The following is a 15976-nucleotide window of genomic DNA, read 5'->3' as shown; positions in this document are numbered from 1 at the left end:
CCCATGCGCTCCGCGGTGTCGGCGCACACCACGCCCACCGCGCCGCTGTGGCTCATCACCACCAGCCGCTGCGCGGGCCGCAGGCCGCAGGCGAGGTAGAGCTCCACCGCGTTCACCAGCCCGTGCACGTCGTCGGCGCGCCAGATGCCGTGCGCGGCGAAGAAGGCGTCCACCAGCGCGTCGTCGTTGACCAGGGCGCCGGTGTGCGAGGCCGCCGCCTTGGCGCCGTGCGCGCTGCGGCCGGATTTCAGCGCCACCACGGCGGCGCCGCGGGCCTGTGCGATGCGTGCCGCTTCCGCCAGCACGTCGGGATCGGTCAGCGATTCGATGTACAGCAGCAGCACGCGGATGTCGGGATCCGCCGCGGCGGTGAGCGCCAGTTCGTTGACCGACGCATCGGCGTCGTTGCCCGAGGCCACCACATAGCGCACGCCGATGCCGCGCTCGCGCAGCAGGGCGTAGGGCATGACGCTCGCCGCGCCGCTCTGGCTGATGACGGCCACCGGGCCGTCCTGCGGCGGCACCTCCATGAACATGGTGCTGAAGTTCAGCACCGCGCCGGTCTGGAAGTTGGCGATGCCCTGCGCGTTGGGCCCGACCAGGCGGATGCCCAGTGCGCGCGCCTCGGCCACCAATGCGGCCTCGCGCTTCTTGCCTTCGGGGCCGGTCTCGCCGAAGCCGGAGCTCATGAGCACCGCGCCGTGCACGCCGCGCGCCGCGCACTGGCGCAGCACGCCCTGCACGTGGTCGCTGCCGACCGCGACCACGGCCACGTCGGGTGCTTCGGGCAGGTCCTCCAGCGAGGCGTAGGCCTTGTAGCCCTGGATCGTGTCGCGCTTCGGGTTGATCGGGTACACCGCGCCCTGGTAGCCGAAGCTGCGCAGGTAGTGCAGCGGGCGGCCGCCGACGCGGTTGCGGTCTTCGGTGGCGCCGACCACGGCGATGCTGCGCGGCCGGAACATCGCGGCCAGCCGCGGGTCGATGGCGGTCATGGCGGCCTCAGTCCAGCGTGGCGCCGGAGGCCTTCACGACGGGGCCCCACTTCGCCATGTCGTGCTTGATCAAGGCACCGAACTCGGCGGCCGAAGTCGGCTTCGCTTCCGCGCCGTCGGCCTGCATCTTCTTCTTCATTTCGTCGGTGGACATCACGGCGACGATCTCGCGGTTCAGGCGTTCGATGACCGGGGCGGGCGTGCCGGCCGGCGCGAGCACGCCGAACCAGATCGTCACGTCGAAGTCCTTCAGCCCCGCTTCCTGCGCGGTGGGCACGTCCGGCAGCAGCGGCGAGCGCTTGGCACCGGTGACGGCCAGCGGGCGCACCTTGCCGGCGGCGATGTTGCCGGTCTGTTGGGCGACGGTGTCGAACATCATCGTCAGGCGACCGCCCAGCAGGTCCACCAGCGCCGGTGCGCTGCCCTTGTACGGCACGTGCGTGATCTGCACCGCGGCGCTGCTGCGCAGCAGCTCGCCGGAAAGATGGTTGGAGCTGCCGTTGCCCGCCGAGCCGTAGGAGACGGTGTTGGGCTTCGCCTTGGCCAGCTTCACCAGATCGCCCAGGTTCTTCGCCGGCACCTCGGGGTTGACCACCAGCACGTTCATGGTGGTGGCCATCAGGCTCACCGGCGCGAAGTCCCTGATCGGGTCGTAGCGCAGCTTGCTGTACAGGCTGGGATTGATCGCCATGGTGCCGGTGGTGCCGAAGAACAGCGTCTGGCCGTCCGGTGCGGCGCGCGCGACGGCCTCGGCCGCGATGCTGCCGCCGGCGCCGCCCTTGTTGTCCACCACCACCTGCTGGCCGAGGCGTTCGCCCAGCTTCAGCGCCAGCGTGCGCGCCATGGCATCGGTGGGGCCACCGGCCGGGAAGGGGACCACGAGCGTGACCGGACCCTTGGGATACGCGGGTGCCTGGGCCTGGGCGAGCGGGACGAGCGTGAAGGCGGCCGTGACGGCCAGCAGCAGCGGGGCGATGCGCATGTCTTGTCTCCTGTGGGATGGCGGCAGCTTAGGCCGCGCGTGCCTTGCCGGAAAGAGCGGCAGGAGCAATCCAGGCTTGCATTAAAGTGAAGGCATGAACCTGAAGCAGCTGCAGTCCTTCGTGCACGTGGCGGAGCAGGGCTCGCTGGCACGGGCGGGCGCCGCCACCGATTTGGCCGAGTCGCTCATCAGCCGGCACGTGGCCGCCCTGGAAGCCGAGTGGGGCGACCGGCTGTTCGAGCGCACCGGGCGCGGCATGGCGCTGTCGGAGTTCGGCCGGCGCATGCTGCCCGAGGTGCGCGCCGCGCTGGAGCAGGTGGGGCGGCTGGAGACCGTCGCCCGCGATTCCGCCGGCGTGCCGACCGGCACCGTGCACGTGGGCGTGCTGCCATCGCTGGCGCCGCAGCTGCTGCCGCTGCTGTTCGCCGACCTGCGCGCGGGCGCGCCGGGCGTGACGCTGCACGCGGCCGAAGGCTTCAGCGGCAACCTGGACGAGCAACTGGCCGGCGGCCGGCTGGACCTCGCGGTGATCAACCGCTACGGGCCTGCGTCCGCAAGGAACGAAGAGGTGCTGGGCACGGCCGACACCTGGCTGATCGGCAAGGCCGGCAGTCCCTTGCTGAAGGAGGATGGCGTGCCCTTCAAGGCCCTGGCCGGCGTGCCGCTGGTGCTGCCTTCGACGCCGAATGGCCTGCGCGTCACGCTCGACCAGCTGTCGCGGCGCCACGGAATCCAGCTCGACATCGTGATGGAGGTGGACAGCTCGGGCAGCATGAAGGACGTGGCGCTGAGCGGCCATGCGTACACCTTGCTGCCACTGATGGCGGTGAAGGACGAGCTGGCCCGAGGCACGCTGGGCGCCGCGCGGGTGGTCAAGCCCGGCATCCGGCGCACGATCGCCCTGGCGCTGACCACGCAGCGGCCCCTTTCGCGCGCCGCGCGGCATGTCGCCTCCCGCATCCGCGCGTTGGCGCCTAGACTGGTGGGCTAGTAGTCCGCTGCCTACGACCGGCCTGCTCACCGGACGATGGGACGACCGCCGTTCCGGTCATCCAATGGATGGACTACCGAACCACAGGAGGTGCCCATGCATACCGCGATCTGTACTTTCGAGGACCGCGTCCAGGCCGAAGAGGCGGCGGAACGGCTGGCGCAATCCGGCTTCGACAAGCACGCGATCCACGTCGAGCACCGCCATCCCGACGGCAGCCCGATGAGCGACGCCGAAGGCCGCGACCACGACGTCGTGGCCAAGTTCTCCTTCTTCGAGCGCCTGTTCGGCGCCGGCAAGCACGTGCCGCACGCGGACAAGTATTCCAGCGCCGTGGAGCGCGGCATGTACGTCGTGATCGTGGAAGGCCGCGACGAGGCCGATGCCGAGCGCGCGCAGGACGTGCTGCACGGCCTGGAAGCCGGCGACCTGGACCTGGTCCACCGCGCCGGCCAGCGCCCGCTGCGCGACGTGGTCGCCGACCGCCAGGCCACCGACGCGGACCTGGAGCGCAACTTCGGCACCGCCCGCGAGGACATGGCGCCCACCGAGCGCCAGCCCGAACGCGCCATGGCGTCCCAGGGCTGGGGCGAGCAGCGCAAGCTGGAAGTGGTGGACGACGACAAGCCGATCGCGTCGCCGGACATCGAAGTCCGCGAGGACAGCGACAAGCCGCGCTGACCTTGGCCCCCTTCAGGGGGTCTCTTCACGGTGATGCAAGAATGGCGGGAGTACGCACCCCGAGACCCGCCATGCCCCTCCAATTCGCCACCCGCCTGAACAACGTAGAAACCTCCGCCATCCGCGAGCTCTTCAAGCTCCTGGGCAAGCCCGGCATCATCAGCTTGGCCGGCGGCTTCCCGGACAGCGCCATGTTCGACGTCGAAGGCCTGCGCGAAGCCTCGCAGCGCGCGCTGCAGGAGGAGCCGGGCGGCGCGCTCCAGTACGGCGCCACCGAAGGCTACGAGCCCCTGCGCACCCAACTGGCCGCCTTCGAGCGCAGCAAGGGCGTGACCGACATCGAGCCGCACAACCTGATCGTCACCACCGGCAGCCAGCAGGCGCTGGACCTCCTGGGCAAGACGCTGATCAGCGAGGGCGACAAGGTGATCGTGGAGGGCCCGACCTTCCTGGCCACCATCCAGTGCTTCCGCCTCTATGGCGCCGACATCGAGAGCGCGCCGATCGACGCGCACGGCGTGCAGGTGGACAAGCTGGAGCAGATGATCGCGCAGCACAAGCCGAAGTTCGTGTACCTGATCCCCACCTTCGGCAACCCGAGCGGCGCGCTGCTGTCGCTGGAGCGGCGCAGGAAGATCCTGGAACTGGCCGTGAAGTACCAGGTGCTGGTGGTGGAAGACGACCCCTACGGCGACCTGTACTTCGGCAAGGCGCCTCCCCGAGCATGCTGGCGCTGTCCAAGGACGTGCCGGGCAGCCGCGAATGGATCGCGCACTGCGGGTCGCTCAGCAAGGTGCTGAGCCCCGGCCTGCGCGTGGGCTGGCTGATCGCGCAGCCCGAGCTGCTGGCCAAGGCGACGATGTGCAAGCAGTTCAGCGACGCCCACACCAGCACCTTCGCGCAGGCGACGGCGGCGCAATACCTGAAGAGCGGCCGCATGCCGGCCACCCTGAAGCACGTGCGCGAGGTCTATGCGGAGCGCGCGCGGACGATGGCGGAGGCGCTGAAGCGCGAGCTGGGCGATGCGATCGAGTTCACCGCGCCGCAGGGTGGGCTGTTCTTCTGGGCGCGGCTGACGGGCGCCGGCGGGAAGGTGAAGGATGCGGGGAGTTCGCGAAGAGGGCGATCGAGCAGGGGTGGCGTTTGTGCCGGGGGCGCCGTTTTTTGCGAAGGGGGCGGATCCGACTACGTTGAGGCTTAGTTTCGCGACGGCTGATGTGGACAAGATTGCGCAGGGTGTATTGAGGTTGGGCAGCGCCATTTCCAAGTCCTAAGTTTTCTCCGTCGCCTGAAGGGTGCGCGCTGGTTATTGGACAAGAACCTGCGGATAATCGCTTGCGCAAGTGCTGAAGGGGGGAATTGAAACTTATATCGCGTGTCACGCGGGGTGCCCCTGTGCGCCATAGGGCATGTTCACGATGCCGCCAGTGGCCGAGGGCAAGATGAATTCGGGCAAGTCCGCGCAGGAGTGGTTTAACTCCCTTCGGCTGCGCACACTTCTGCTCTTGTCCATCTATTGGAGGAGGCTTCCCGCTTCCACGCGCAACTTTTTGGTCGCCGGTGCAAATAGGTTCCGATCGCTCTTCGGCAGCCAAAAGATTTTAGCGTCTTTCGCTAAAGCTCCTTCCCCGCCGGGGTGGAGATCGGACCAGTACTCTTAGACCTTCGCCTGGCTGGGCGCCAGTTGAAGAACGACTTACGCGACGACTGGTTTCCCGACCCCTTGAACTTCAGCGACATGTTGACAGGCGACACCTTGCGACGCCTGGTTGAGGCAAACATGGAAGCGAATGGAGGGGAATATGTTCCCGGCGCCCGCACGCTGTTCAACATTCCTAAGGCTGGCTTCACGCTGCGGTATGCGCTCGAAACCGGCGTGACTGATAGGGCGCTGTATCAAGGGTTAGCTAGCTTTCTCATACCCTACTACGACAAGCTGATCCCTTGGAATTCCTTCAGTCACCGCTTTGACTACGAGAGCAGGCGCTCTAGTGAGCGATATACGTTCAAGAATGGGATCGAGTCATGGAAGCACTTTGTGGGCTCGACCCGAAGTGCACTGTCCCCAAGTTCCTACTTGGTCTCCACGGATGTGGCGAACTTCTTCGAGCATATTCAGTTGCAGCGGCTACGACAAACAATGGAGGAACTGTCGCCGATCGTTTCCGACTCTCCAGAATTACAGACACGGTTGCGGGCGCATCGAGAAGTTCTCTTCAACTTCCTGGATAAGTGGGCATACGAGCCTGGGCGCGGTCTGCCGCAGAATCGCGACGCCTCATCGTTCCTCGCAAACTTGTACATGCGCGAGATCGATCTGAGCATGATCGATGCGGGGTACAAGGATACCTACTTTCGGTACATGGATGACATCAAAGTAGTCTGCGAAGACCTGTACCAAGCAAGGCGGGCCATCAAGGATCTATCTGTGCGACTTCGAGAGTTAGGCCTTTCATTGAACGCGCGCAAGACGGAGATTGTGGCGGCCTCAGACATTACGGCAGTAGATGCATGTCTTGATGAAGGTTCAGAGGCGATTCAACAGATCGATCAATTGTGGAGACGTAAGAGTCGGGGGCCATCTTCACGCTTTGGCCCTTATTGCGAGATCGAGTGCTCCAACTGATAGCGGCTGGTGAAGTCGATTGTCGCGAATTTCGCTATTGCGTTCGTCGCATAGCACTCCTTGCACGATTCAAAGATCTGCATTTTCCCCCAGTGCTGTATCGGCCTGTCACCACGGCGATCTGTAGAGCTGTGGCAAGCCATCCTGCGTGTACAGATCAGTACGTGGAGTACTTAACGTCGGTACACGTTACTGTTGATGAACTTGAGCCAGTGATCGAGTACCTATCAAACCCCACAAAGAGCATTTATACGTGGCAAAGCTATAGGCTCTGGCTGATGTTCGCCGAGAAGCGGATCGCGAGCGACGCGTTAATCCGCGCGGCGCGAGCGAGTCTTGCGGGACCCGATACGCCTGCGCGTGCGGGAGCTTCCATCTACCTGGGTGCCGTCGGATCAAGGGCTGATACCGCGCTTGTCGCTGAGCGATTTTTCGAAGTTCAGTCGTTTATGGGACAACGCGCGGCGATCATTGCCATCCATGAGCATCCCTACCCGGCGATCCGTGATCACATATCGAGCATTCGTGTAGACCTACACGGGGTGTACCGAGGGTTGAACAGATCCTCTCACCGCGGCACGTACTTTCTGCCTAGGGAGGATATGCGAATCGAGTTGAGCGGCCTGCAGGAGCCATCATATGAGTGACGCCTCCTTCCTTGCTTTCGCAATTGACCGATTTGAGCAGCGCGCCCTTGCACTTTCCCTGGTCACCACTGACGGGAGCGTCCGACGCGTTCAACTCCATGAGTTGTCCTCCCTCGCTGAGCTAATCATCACTCATGACTTGCCGCTTCTGATTCGTGTGATGACGAAGGCGTCAGCTCCGATACCGCGCACCATCGTTGATGTCCGCGAGGTTTTGAAGCTTCGGTCCCAGCAGGCGCGAGACGATGGGGGCGAGAAGCAATGGGCGGTTTGGAGAACTTCTCGTCCCTACGCTGAATCCTCCACAGACTTGCGGCAAATGGAAAGCCTCCTGAACGCCGAGTCTGAGCCGCCCGGTGAGGAGGAACTCCTGCGCATTACTGCCTCCGCTGCAACTGCGTTAAGGGGGCTTTGGAAGGAGATGCTCGCCGATATGGAGGAGCGTGAAGAACTCCAGCGTTGGTTGGAGATTGAAGTTCCGGTGCAGCAAATCTTTAATCACCGCGAGAGCTCAGGCATCCGAGTCGACCGCGACGCCGTCCAGAGATTCATTCGAGCGGCTGAGAATGAGAAATTCTCCCTGTTCCGGAAGATTGCCTCGATTCTGGGCTATAGCCCGCTAGGCATGACCGACAAGCGTCTGGCCTCACAGCTGGTTGACACTGAGGAAGAGGAGTTTCATCTGGGAGGCGATGACCGAGCCATAGAAGACCGCCTCAATATCTTGAGTTTTCGCTCGCAGAGTGCCAGCATTATGCTGGACTACATGAAGGCAAAACGAGACCTCGCCGTATTGCGCGACGTTGCATTCGCCAATGAACGAGTCTTTCCTATTTTCCATGTCCAAGGCACTGTCACGTCTCGAGTTCTAGCGTCAGAGCCTCGGATTCAGCAACTTCGAAAGAGGTACAGGGCGGTGCTGTTGCCCGACGAAGGCAACGAGTTGACCTACTTGGACTATGCGCAATTCGAGCCCGGGGTACTGTCAGTGCTCGCACGCGATCCGGGGCTTCAGGCTGCCTACGAGCAATCGGATATGTATGTGGCACTCGCGCGCAGCGTTTTTGAAGATGAGCAAGGTCGTGATCTTGCTAAAAGGATCTTTCTCGCTCACCTCTACGGAATGTCGGCAGTGCGTATAGCCGCCCTGTTGAACGCCAATGAAGCCGAAAGTCGAAGCGCCGAGCGCGTGCGAACGTTCTTCTCTCGATTTCCTGAAGTGGAACGTTTCCGGGAGAAGGCGCAAGAAGAGCTACGCCAACACGGCAAGGTGGCAAGCGTGTTTGGAAACGCCAGACGGCGTCGCGCGACCGGGGACCTATCAGCGAAGGAGCAGAGGTGGGCTATGAACCATAAGGTACAGGCGACTGCCTCTTTAATCTTCAAGCGTGCGCTAATTAATATTGCTGACAGATTTGGGCCGGCGGTTATTCTCTTGCCGATGCACGACGCGGTGTTGCTTCAGTTTTCGCCGGCGCATATTTCGCGGGCAGAGTTTGAAAACTCTTGCATAGAGCTGATGAAGAGCGCCTTCACGAAGTACTGCCCGGGCGTCTCTCCAAAGGTGGTCTCAGCCAATTTTGCACCAGTGATTCCCGCTTAGGTTCACCTCCATGCGCATACTGGCGGCTGCGTAGCCGACCTCACAACCTCCAAGGTGCCCACCTCTGGCATCCTCAATGTCAGCGCGCCTTCGCCTGCAACGCCTGCAGCGAAAACGTAAGCTCGCCTTGTCCAAAGGCTTATGGCACGCCAAGCACTCCGCCTGGTTCACCCCCGCCCGCGACTTCTTCTCCAATGTGTAGGGACGCGTAATGGGCTGCGACGTTGGCGATGTACTCCGCGCTTGGCTGCGCAGCGATGGCACCCATGATCGCGTTTTTGCGCGTGCCCTCTTTCAGCGCCCGCAGTTGCGACTGCAGGTAGGCCGACTTCTGCCCGGCCAGATTGGGGATGGTGTCGCTGACGCTGACGCCGTTGGCGCCATGGCAGGCCCCACAGACGGCATCGGCGCGCGCCTTGCCCGCGGCCAAATCCTGCGCCCCGGCCAGCGGGACCTGCGCGGCAGCCAGCACCAGGGTGCCGGCGCGGCCGATGAGGGTTGAGTGCATGCGCGCTCCTTGGAGTGGAAAACCACTTCACGCGCTCAGTTGCGGATCGGATGCACGCGCTTTCCACGGGTCTTCTTGAGCGGGTGCGCCCATGCGATCGCACGTGACGGTGCGAGACCTCAGTCGCGGTCCGGCGCGCCCAGCGGAAACAGGTGGCGGTAGGGCCTTGCCTCGTTCACTGCCCGCGCGAAGGAAGTCCGGTCGAGCAGGCGCGCCCGATAAGCGCGAACGCGCGGGAATGCGTCGGAGATCGGGTGGGTCCAGTCCGCATAGAACAGCGAAGGGCCGGCCGCGCAGTCCGCCAGGGAGAAGTCGCTCCCGGCGGCCCACTGCTTGTCCCCGAGGTGCGCTTCGAGCCACGCGTAGGCTCGCTCGAGAAGTTCGCGGGCACGGTCACGGAAGTAGTCGCGCTGGCCGGCATCGCCGGTCAGTGCAGCGCCCACCGCGGCTTGCACGGGTGACATCACGTGCAGGTCGAAGAACCGGTCGAGGAAGCGCACGTCGAGGGCGGCCATGCGGTCCTCGGGGAGCAGGCGCATCGGGCCGGGATGGGCGAGTTGCAGGTGCTCGATGATGATGCTGGTTTCCACGATCGCGCGCTCGCCATCCAGCAGCAGCGGGAACTTGGCCATCGGCCAGCGCCGCAGCCACTCCTGCGCGTGTTGCGGGTGCTCCGCGTCGATGCACCGGAACTCGAAGGGGATGTCGTTCTCGTAGAGGGCGATCAGCGCCTTCTGCGTGTACGAGGAAAAAGGATGGCCATACAGCACGAGGGACATTGGAAAGCACCTTTCCTTCAGTCCCTGCATTGTGCAGGCGAGCGCCTTCGTTCAGGGCAAGGAGCGCAACGGCGAGGTCACATCGCGGGCTGAAGGATCGCGCGGCCCTGCCTCAGGCTCACGATGGACCGACGCCTCGCAGCCACGCCTCCGCCTCGTTCAGATCCTCGAATTCCCGCGCGGGCACATTGCGGTGACGTGCGACATCCAGCACCAGCCCGTGCGACTTGCCGGCAGGAATGAGCACGGCGAGGCGCTCCAGGACGGGCATGGTGCCGTACAGGGCCGACAGGACGTCGAGTCCATCGGTCTGGGCGAACTCCGGCCGGAACGCCATCATGTCGATGAGGACGCGCCGTGCGGAAGTGCGGCGCAGCAGTTCGGCGCAGAACATCGCGCCGGCGCAGGTTTCGTCGACATCCCCAGGTCCGACCACCACGAACCGGAGGTAGTCTGGAGCGCGCTCGGAGCTGATCGTGAACATGGCCTCTCCTGCTGCGTTGAGGGGATCGTACTGGCTGAACCGAGGGGCGGCAATCGTGTGCGGCCATCCCGCCTTTCGCTGGCCTGCCCCTTCGCTCACGGATGCCAGGTCGAAACCACCCCCGGCGTCTCCCCCGTCACGCTCCCCGCCAGCGCATACGACAGCTGGTTCGCCGCCGCGATCACCGTTTTCGCATGCGCCTCCAGCTTCTTCTGCGACAGCCTGGCCACCGGCCCCGAGATGCACATCGAGCCCAGTAGCCGCCAGCTCAGGCCGAACACCGGCGCCGCCACGCTCGCCACTTCCGGCTCGCGCTCGCCCATGGAGATGTGATACCCGCGCTGGCGGATGCGTTCGTACTCCTTGCCCTTCTCGCCCATGAAGGCCAGGATCACCTTGCCGGGCGCGCCCTTATCCAGCGGCAGCCGCTCGCCGATGCGCACGTGGTGGCGCACGGCCTGCGGGCCTTCCACGCGCGAGATGCAGGCGCGGCTGTCACCCTCGCGGGCGTAGAAGGACGCGCTCTCGCCGGTGGCGATGCTCAGTTGCCGCAGCGCCGGCTCCACCGCGTTGTTGACGTCGAAGCCGGCCTGGTAGCGCGCACCCAGCCACCCGGTGGCCGGGCCCAGGCGCCAGGCGCCGTCCTCGCGCTGCACCATGTAGCCCGATTGCGCCAGCGTGCGCGCCAGCCGCAGCACGGTGGTCTTGTGCATGCCGGTGCGGCGGCTCAGTTCCGCCAGCGGCAGGCTGGCCTCTCCCACGGCGAAGGCTTCCATCAGCGACAGCGCGCGGGTGACGGCGGTGACTCCGCCGGCGCCGCTGCCTTCCTCGGCGGACGCAGGGGCGGGAGCGGGCTTGCGGACGGTAGCGTTTCGCATGGTGAACCGGGGTGTATGGAATGCAACCCCATTGTACGGAGCGAAACGCGCCCCTAAAGTCCGCCCCACGGTCACGCAGGCAGGCGGGCCGCCATCCACCCGCAGGAGACAAAGCATGCAATTCACTCGTCGCGCCGCGCTGGGCCTCGCCCTGGCCGCCGCCTTCACGTCCGGCTCCGCCCTCGCGCAGGCCTGGCCCGCCAAGCCCATCAAGCTGATCGTGCCCTTCCCGGCCGGCGGCGGCACCGACATCATCGGCCGCGAGGTCGCGCAGAAGGTGGCCACCGCCACCGGCTGGACGATCGTCATCGACAACAAGCCGGGCTCCGGCGGCAACCTGGGCGTGGACGCCGCCGCCAAGTCGCCGGCCGACGGCTACACGCTGGTGCTGGGGCAGACCAGCAACCTGGCGATCAACCCCACGCTGTACAGCAAGCTGCCCTACGACCCCATCAAGGACCTGACGCCCGTGAGCCTGGTGGCCAGCGCGCCACTGGTGATCGTGGTGGCGGCCGACTCGCCCTACAAGACGCTGGCCGACGTGGTGGCTGCCTCGCGCGCCAAGCCGCTGTCGCTGAACTACGCCACCTCCGGCAACGGCACCGTGGCGCACCTGGCCACCGAGCTGTTCCAGCGCACGGCCAACGTGCAGCTCACGCACGTGCCCTACAAGGGCGCGGCGCAGGGCGCCACGGACCTGATCGGTGGCCAGGTGCAGCTGTACGTGTCCTCCGTGCCCACGCTGATCGGTCACATCAAGAACGGCAAGATGCGCGCGATCGCGGTCACCTCGGCCAAGCGCGCCGACGACCTGCCGCAGGTGCCCACGATCGCCGAGTCCGGCTACAAGGGCTTCGAGGCGGTCACCTGGTTCGGCATCGCCGGCCCGGCCAAGCTGCCCGCCGACGTGCTGGCGCGCCTGAACACCGAGATCAACAAGGCGCTGAAGGCGCCCGACCTGCTGAAGAAGCTGAGCGACCAGGGCGCGGACGTGGAAGGCAGCACCCCCGAGCAGTTCGGCAAGCTGATTCGCGACGACATGGTCCGCTGGGGCAAGGTCGTCAAGGAATCCGGCGCGAAGGTGGATTGAGGACGATGAGCATGCAACCCACTTCCGACATCGTGCGCGACTTCGACCGCGTCTCCCCCAGCTCGTGCGCCAGGCGTCCGAATTCCAGGCCGCCATCCTGGCGGACGTCAACGGCCGCCGCGGCGCACTGGACGGCCGCATCGCGGCGCTGCGCCCGCGCATGAAGCTGGCGGGCACGGCCCTCACGGTGGAGGTGCGCCCCGGTGACAACCTGATGATCCACGCCGCCATCGCGCTGGCGAAGCCCGGCGACGTGCTCGTGATCGACGGCAAGGGCGATCGCACCGCCGCCCTGATGGGCACCATCATGATGACCGCCTGCAAGCAGCTGGGCCTGGCCGGCGTGGTGATCGACGGCGCCGTCCGCGACAGCCTGGAAATCGACGAAATGGATTACCCCGTGTTCTCGGTCGGCACCAATCCGAACGGCCCGACCAAGAACGTGCCCGGGCGCATCGGCCATCCGGTGAGCTGCGGCGGCGTGACCGTGCACTCCGGTGATCTCGTGGTGGCGGACGCCGACGGCGTGGTCGTCATCGAGCGCGAACGCGTCGAGGCCCTGCTACCGCTTGCGCGCAAGAAGGTGGAGGACGAAACCGCCCGCATCGCGCAGATCGGGGAGGGCAAGACGGCCGCTTCCTGGCTGGAAGGCGCCCTGCGCACCGCGGGCGTGCTGAAGGCAGGGGAAAGCCTGTGAGCGAGCGCCGCGCCATCCTCGTCACGGGCGCCGATCTCGCGCCGCAGGCGCTCGCGTTGCTGGAAGGCTTCGACATCGTCTACGCCGGCAAGACGCCGCAGGAAGAAGACCTGGTCGCGCTGTGCCGGCGCCATGACCCGGTGGCCATGATCGTGCGCTACGGCAAGGTCGGCGCGAACGTGATGGATGCGGCCCCGTCCCTGCGGGTCATCTCCAAGCACGGCAGCGGGACGGACACCATCGACAAGGAGGCCGCCCGTGCGCGCGGCATCGAGGTGCGAGCTGCCGTCGGCGCCAATGCCGCGGCCGTGGCGGAACAGGCGCTCGCGCTGCTGCTGGCCTGCGCCAAGTCGGTCGTGCAGCTGAACGCGCGCATGCATGCCGGCCATTGGGACAAGGCCACGCACAAGAGCGTGGAACTGAACGGCCGCACCATCGGTCTCATCGGGCTGGGCGCCATCGGCCTGCGCTTTGCGCGGATGTGCGACGCGATGGGCATGAAGGTGATCGGCTTCGATCCGTTCGCGCGCGACCTGCCGGACTTCGTCCGTCGGGTCGAGCTGGCGGCCGTCTGGCGTGAATCGGATGCAATCTCGCTGCACTGCCCGCTGACGCCGGAGAACCGCAGCATGGTCAATGCAGAATCGCTCGCCGCCTGCAAGCGCGGCGTCCTGCTGGTGAACACGGCCCGCGGCGGCCTGGTCGACGAGGCGGCACTGCTGCAAGCCGTGCGCTCCGGGCAGGTCGCCTGCGCGGGACTGGACAGTTTCGCGGTCGAGCCGATGACTGCGCCGCACCCCTTCCAGGGCGAACCCAACATCGTGCTGAGCCCGCACATCGGCGGGGTCACTGCCGACGCTTACGTCAACATGGGCGTGGGTGCTGCGCAGAACCTGCTGCAGGTCCTGCAGGCCCAGCCCGCCTGACCGCCATGCCGCGCCGCTGGAAGCAAGCGCCGGAGGGATCCCGCTGGGGGAATTCGGGCCGGACGACCAGAGGGGCCGGCTGAACCTGGTGACTTCGGAGAAGGTGCTCCAGGGCATCGCCGAAGTGCGCGAGGGCCGCACCTTCTGCCTCAGCCTGCCGCTGGACTTCCCGGGCGGCCAGTCGCTGAACAAGCGGCGCATTCCGCCGCGGCGCTTTGCGGTGGTGCGGGACGGCCGGAGCGAGGGGCAGCAAGGCTTCTGCTGGAGCTATGCCACCGAGGACGAGAACCTGACCGACGTCGTCAACGACGACGTGGTCCTGATGAGCCTGCAGTATTCGACCCAGTGGGACAGCCTGGCCCACGTGGGCAGCCGCTTCGATGCGGACGGCGACGGCATACCGGAGATGGTGTTCTACAACGGCTTTCGCGCCGGCACCGACATCCACGCCGGCAGGGTGGATGCCGCGGCAGCGGGCACGTTCGCGCACTACCCGGACCCGCAGGCTGCCAGGCTTGGCATCGAGCACATGGCCGAACACGGCGTGCAGGGCCGCGGCGTGCTGGTCGACCTCGAACACCACCTGGGCCGCCGCCGGCAGGCGGTGGGCTACGACATGCTCATGCGCGTACTGGAAGCCGACGGCGTCCGGATCGAGCCGGGCGACATGGTGTGCCTGCACACCGGGTTCGCCGACACCCTGCTGGCCATGAACCGCCAGCCGGATGCGGCCCGCCTGCACGAGACGGGCAGCGGCCTGGATGGCAACGACGACAAGCTCCTGAACTGGATCGTCGACGTGCGCCTGGCCTGCCTGGTCGCGGACAACCCCGCCGTCGAACTGGTGGTGCCCCAACCGGCCTCCGCCGGCCGCATCCGCCGGCCGCGCCTGCCTCTGCATGAGCACTGCCTGTTCAAGAACGGGATTCCGCTCGGTGAGCTCTGGTACCTGACGGAACTCGCGCGCTGGCTGCGCACCCACGCGCGCCATCGTTTCCTGCTCACCGCACCCCCGCTGCGCCTGCCCGGCGCAGTGGGATCGCCCGCGACGCCGATCGCGACCACCTGAGGCAGGCGCCTGCCCATTTCCACCGGAGAGGAAGACACATGAATCGTCGATCGATGAACGCCCTGATGGCGAGCGCGGCCCTTGCGTTTGCTGCCATTCCCGCTGCAGCTTCTGCGGCCACCTGGCCGGATGGCAAGCCCATCAGCATTGTCGTGCCCTATGCCCCCGGCGGAACCGCCGATGCGCTGCGCGCCTCATCGCCCAGCACCTGGGTCCGAAGCTGAAGACCAGCGTGATCGTGGTCAACAAGGCGGGTGGCAGCGGCATCATCGGGGCAAGCTCGGTGGCCCAGGCCAACGCCGACGGCTATACCGTCCTGTACGACGCGACCCCGCTGTCCATCAACCCCCACCTGCAGAAGCTGCCGTTCGACCCGCAGAAGGACCTGGCGCCGGTGAGCCTCGTCGCCGTCACGCCGATGCTCCTCGCGGTGCCCAAGTCCTCCCCTACAACAGCCTGCAGGACCTGCTGAAGGCGGCGAAGGCGGCGCCGGGCAAGCTCACCTTCGGCTCCGGCGGCCAGGGGACGGTGCAGTTCATGGGCGCCGAACTCTTCACGCAAGGCGCCGGCGTGAAGATGCTGCATGTCCCGTACAAGAGCGGTGGCCCCGCGCTGATGGCCCTGGTGGGCGGCGAGGTCGACATGGGCTTCGGCAACCTGCCCGCGCTCAGCGGGCATGTGAAGAACGGGCTGGTCAAGCCCCTGGCCATCTCCTCTGCCACCCGTCACCCGAACTATCCGAACGTGCCGACCATCGCCGAAGCCGCGGTGAAGGGCTACGAGTCCTACGAGTGGAACGGGATGTTCGTGCCCGCGGGCACCTCGCCGGAGATCGTCAATCGCCTGCAGGCGGCGGTCAAGGAAGTGCTCGCGCAGCCCGACGTCAAGGAGAAGTTCGACAGCCTCGGCTCGCGGCTGGTCGCTTCCACCCCGAGGAGTTCCGCAAGTACCTGGCGGTGGAGTCCGGAAAATGGGCGCAGACCGTCAAGGCCGCCGACATCCGCAAGGAATGAGCCTCCCGTA

12 protein-coding genes and 5 pseudogenes are annotated in these 15976 nt (G+C 66.1%); 11 read left to right on the top strand and 6 right to left on the bottom strand.

Features of this window, described 5'->3' with window-relative positions:
* Nucleotides 1–158 precede the first annotated feature (158 nt).
* Together HK415_RS26280 and HK415_RS09695 are read right to left on the bottom strand one after the other, a co-directional pair.
* Nucleotides 159–962 (bottom strand): annotated as a pseudogene (locus HK415_RS26280) (CoA-binding protein); the annotation flags it as partial.
* Nucleotides 963–999: 37 nt separating this feature from the next.
* The gene (locus tag HK415_RS09695) at nt 1000–1974 is read right to left on the bottom strand and encodes a Bug family tripartite tricarboxylate transporter substrate binding protein (protein ID WP_171558519.1); all 975 of its coding nucleotides are present in this window, start codon (nt 1972–1974) and stop codon (nt 1000–1002) included.
* 94 nt (nt 1975–2068) lie between these two features.
* Here HK415_RS09695 and HK415_RS09690 point away from each other — a divergent pair, with 94 nt between their 5' ends.
* The 5 genes and pseudogenes from HK415_RS09690 (at nt 2069) to HK415_RS09670 (ending at nt 8522) form a co-directional block, all read left to right on the top strand.
* Nucleotides 2069–2965: a LysR family transcriptional regulator gene (locus tag HK415_RS09690; protein ID WP_171558517.1), complete on the top strand. Its 897-nt coding sequence runs from the start codon at nt 2069–2071 to the stop codon at nt 2963–2965.
* 96 nt (nt 2966–3061) lie between these two features.
* Nucleotides 3062–3646 carry a hypothetical protein gene (locus HK415_RS09685; protein WP_171558514.1) on the top strand — a complete coding sequence of 195 codons (585 nt, stop codon included), beginning with the start codon at nt 3062–3064 and terminating at the stop codon, nt 3644–3646.
* A 71-nt stretch (nt 3647–3717) separates the two neighbouring features.
* A pseudogene (locus tag HK415_RS09680) lies at nt 3718–4920 on the top strand (aminotransferase-like domain-containing protein).
* Between the two features lie 449 nt (nt 4921–5369).
* Entirely contained in the window at nt 5370–6272 is a 903-nt protein-coding gene (locus HK415_RS09675; RefSeq protein ID WP_171558512.1) for an RNA-directed DNA polymerase, read from the top strand.
* A gap of 639 nt (nt 6273–6911) precedes the next feature.
* Nucleotides 6912–8522 (top strand): DNA polymerase, encoded by a 1611-nt coding sequence (locus HK415_RS09670; RefSeq protein WP_171558509.1) that lies wholly within the window; start codon nt 6912–6914, stop codon nt 8520–8522.
* Nucleotides 8523–8661: 139 nt separating this feature from the next.
* Here the strand turns inward: HK415_RS09670 and HK415_RS09665 are convergent, their stop codons facing one another.
* From HK415_RS09665 to HK415_RS09650, 4 genes are all read right to left on the bottom strand, one after another.
* Entirely contained in the window at nt 8662–9030 is a 369-nt protein-coding gene (locus tag HK415_RS09665) for a c-type cytochrome (protein ID WP_171558506.1), read from the bottom strand.
* Between the two features lie 119 nt (nt 9031–9149).
* Entirely contained in the window at nt 9150–9809 is a 660-nt protein-coding gene (locus HK415_RS09660; RefSeq protein WP_171558504.1) for a glutathione S-transferase family protein, read from the bottom strand.
* Nucleotides 9810–9927: 118 nt separating this feature from the next.
* A complete protein-coding gene (locus HK415_RS09655) occupies nt 9928–10293 on the bottom strand; it encodes a hypothetical protein (protein ID WP_171558501.1) in 366 nt (121 codons plus the stop codon).
* Nucleotides 10294–10388: 95 nt separating this feature from the next.
* Nucleotides 10389–11171 carry an IclR family transcriptional regulator gene (locus HK415_RS09650; protein ID WP_171558499.1) on the bottom strand — a complete coding sequence of 261 codons (783 nt, stop codon included), beginning with the start codon at nt 11169–11171 and terminating at the stop codon, nt 10389–10391.
* 115 nt (nt 11172–11286) lie between these two features.
* Here HK415_RS09650 and HK415_RS09645 point away from each other — a divergent pair, with 115 nt between their 5' ends.
* The 6 genes and pseudogenes from HK415_RS09645 to HK415_RS26955 all read left to right on the top strand — a co-directional run.
* On the top strand, nt 11287–12261 hold the full coding sequence (locus HK415_RS09645) for a Bug family tripartite tricarboxylate transporter substrate binding protein (RefSeq protein WP_171558497.1): 975 nt from the start codon (nt 11287–11289) through the stop codon (nt 12259–12261).
* Nucleotides 12262–12266: 5 nt separating this feature from the next.
* Nucleotides 12267–12958, top strand: a pseudogene (locus HK415_RS09640) (RraA family protein).
* A complete protein-coding gene (locus HK415_RS09635; RefSeq protein ID WP_171558494.1) occupies nt 12955–13884 on the top strand; it encodes an NAD(P)-dependent oxidoreductase in 930 nt (309 codons plus the stop codon). The pseudogene HK415_RS09640 and the gene HK415_RS09635 overlap by 4 nt, the downstream one beginning before the upstream one ends.
* 5 nt (nt 13885–13889) lie before the next feature.
* Nucleotides 13890–14953 (top strand): annotated as a pseudogene (locus tag HK415_RS09630) (cyclase family protein).
* A gap of 38 nt (nt 14954–14991) precedes the next feature.
* Nucleotides 14992–15177, top strand: coding sequence for a hypothetical protein (locus HK415_RS24895; RefSeq protein ID WP_253261833.1), 186 nt, complete (start codon nt 14992–14994; stop codon nt 15175–15177).
* Nucleotides 15178–15185: 8 nt separating this feature from the next.
* Nucleotides 15186–15799, top strand: a pseudogene (locus HK415_RS26955) (tripartite tricarboxylate transporter substrate-binding protein); the annotation flags it as partial.
* Between the last annotated feature and the right edge of the window lie 177 nt (nt 15800–15976).

It is taken from the genome of Ramlibacter montanisoli, assembly GCF_013087525.1.
Taxonomy (GTDB): domain Bacteria; phylum Pseudomonadota; class Gammaproteobacteria; order Burkholderiales; family Burkholderiaceae_C; genus Ramlibacter; species Ramlibacter montanisoli.
Note: the sequence above shows the minus strand (reverse complement) of the source record. Positions and strands in the feature narration are given on the sequence as shown.

What these genes read in the sequence shown, in the direction of transcription:
- HK415_RS09695 (WP_171558519.1), bottom strand. Translation starts at nt 1,974, where the DNA reads ATGCGCATCGCCCCGCTGCTGCTGGCCGTCACGGCCGCCTTCACGCTC.
- HK415_RS09690 (WP_171558517.1), top strand. Translation starts at nt 2,069, where the DNA reads ATGAACCTGAAGCAGCTGCAGTCCTTCGTGCACGTGGCGGAGCAGGGC.
- HK415_RS09685 (WP_171558514.1), top strand. Translation starts at nt 3,062, where the DNA reads ATGCATACCGCGATCTGTACTTTCGAGGACCGCGTCCAGGCCGAAGAG.
- HK415_RS09670 (WP_171558509.1), top strand. Translation starts at nt 6,912, where the DNA reads ATGAGTGACGCCTCCTTCCTTGCTTTCGCAATTGACCGATTTGAGCAG.
- HK415_RS09665 (WP_171558506.1), bottom strand. Translation starts at nt 9,030, where the DNA reads ATGCACTCAACCCTCATCGGCCGCGCCGGCACCCTGGTGCTGGCTGCC.
- HK415_RS09660 (WP_171558504.1), bottom strand. Translation starts at nt 9,809, where the DNA reads ATGTCCCTCGTGCTGTATGGCCATCCTTTTTCCTCGTACACGCAGAAG.
- HK415_RS09655 (WP_171558501.1), bottom strand. Translation starts at nt 10,293, where the DNA reads ATGTTCACGATCAGCTCCGAGCGCGCTCCAGACTACCTCCGGTTCGTG.
- HK415_RS09650 (WP_171558499.1), bottom strand. Translation starts at nt 11,171, where the DNA reads ATGCGAAACGCTACCGTCCGCAAGCCCGCTCCCGCCCCTGCGTCCGCC.
- HK415_RS09645 (WP_171558497.1), top strand. Translation starts at nt 11,287, where the DNA reads ATGCAATTCACTCGTCGCGCCGCGCTGGGCCTCGCCCTGGCCGCCGCC.
- HK415_RS24895 (WP_253261833.1), top strand. Translation starts at nt 14,992, where the DNA reads ATGAATCGTCGATCGATGAACGCCCTGATGGCGAGCGCGGCCCTTGCG.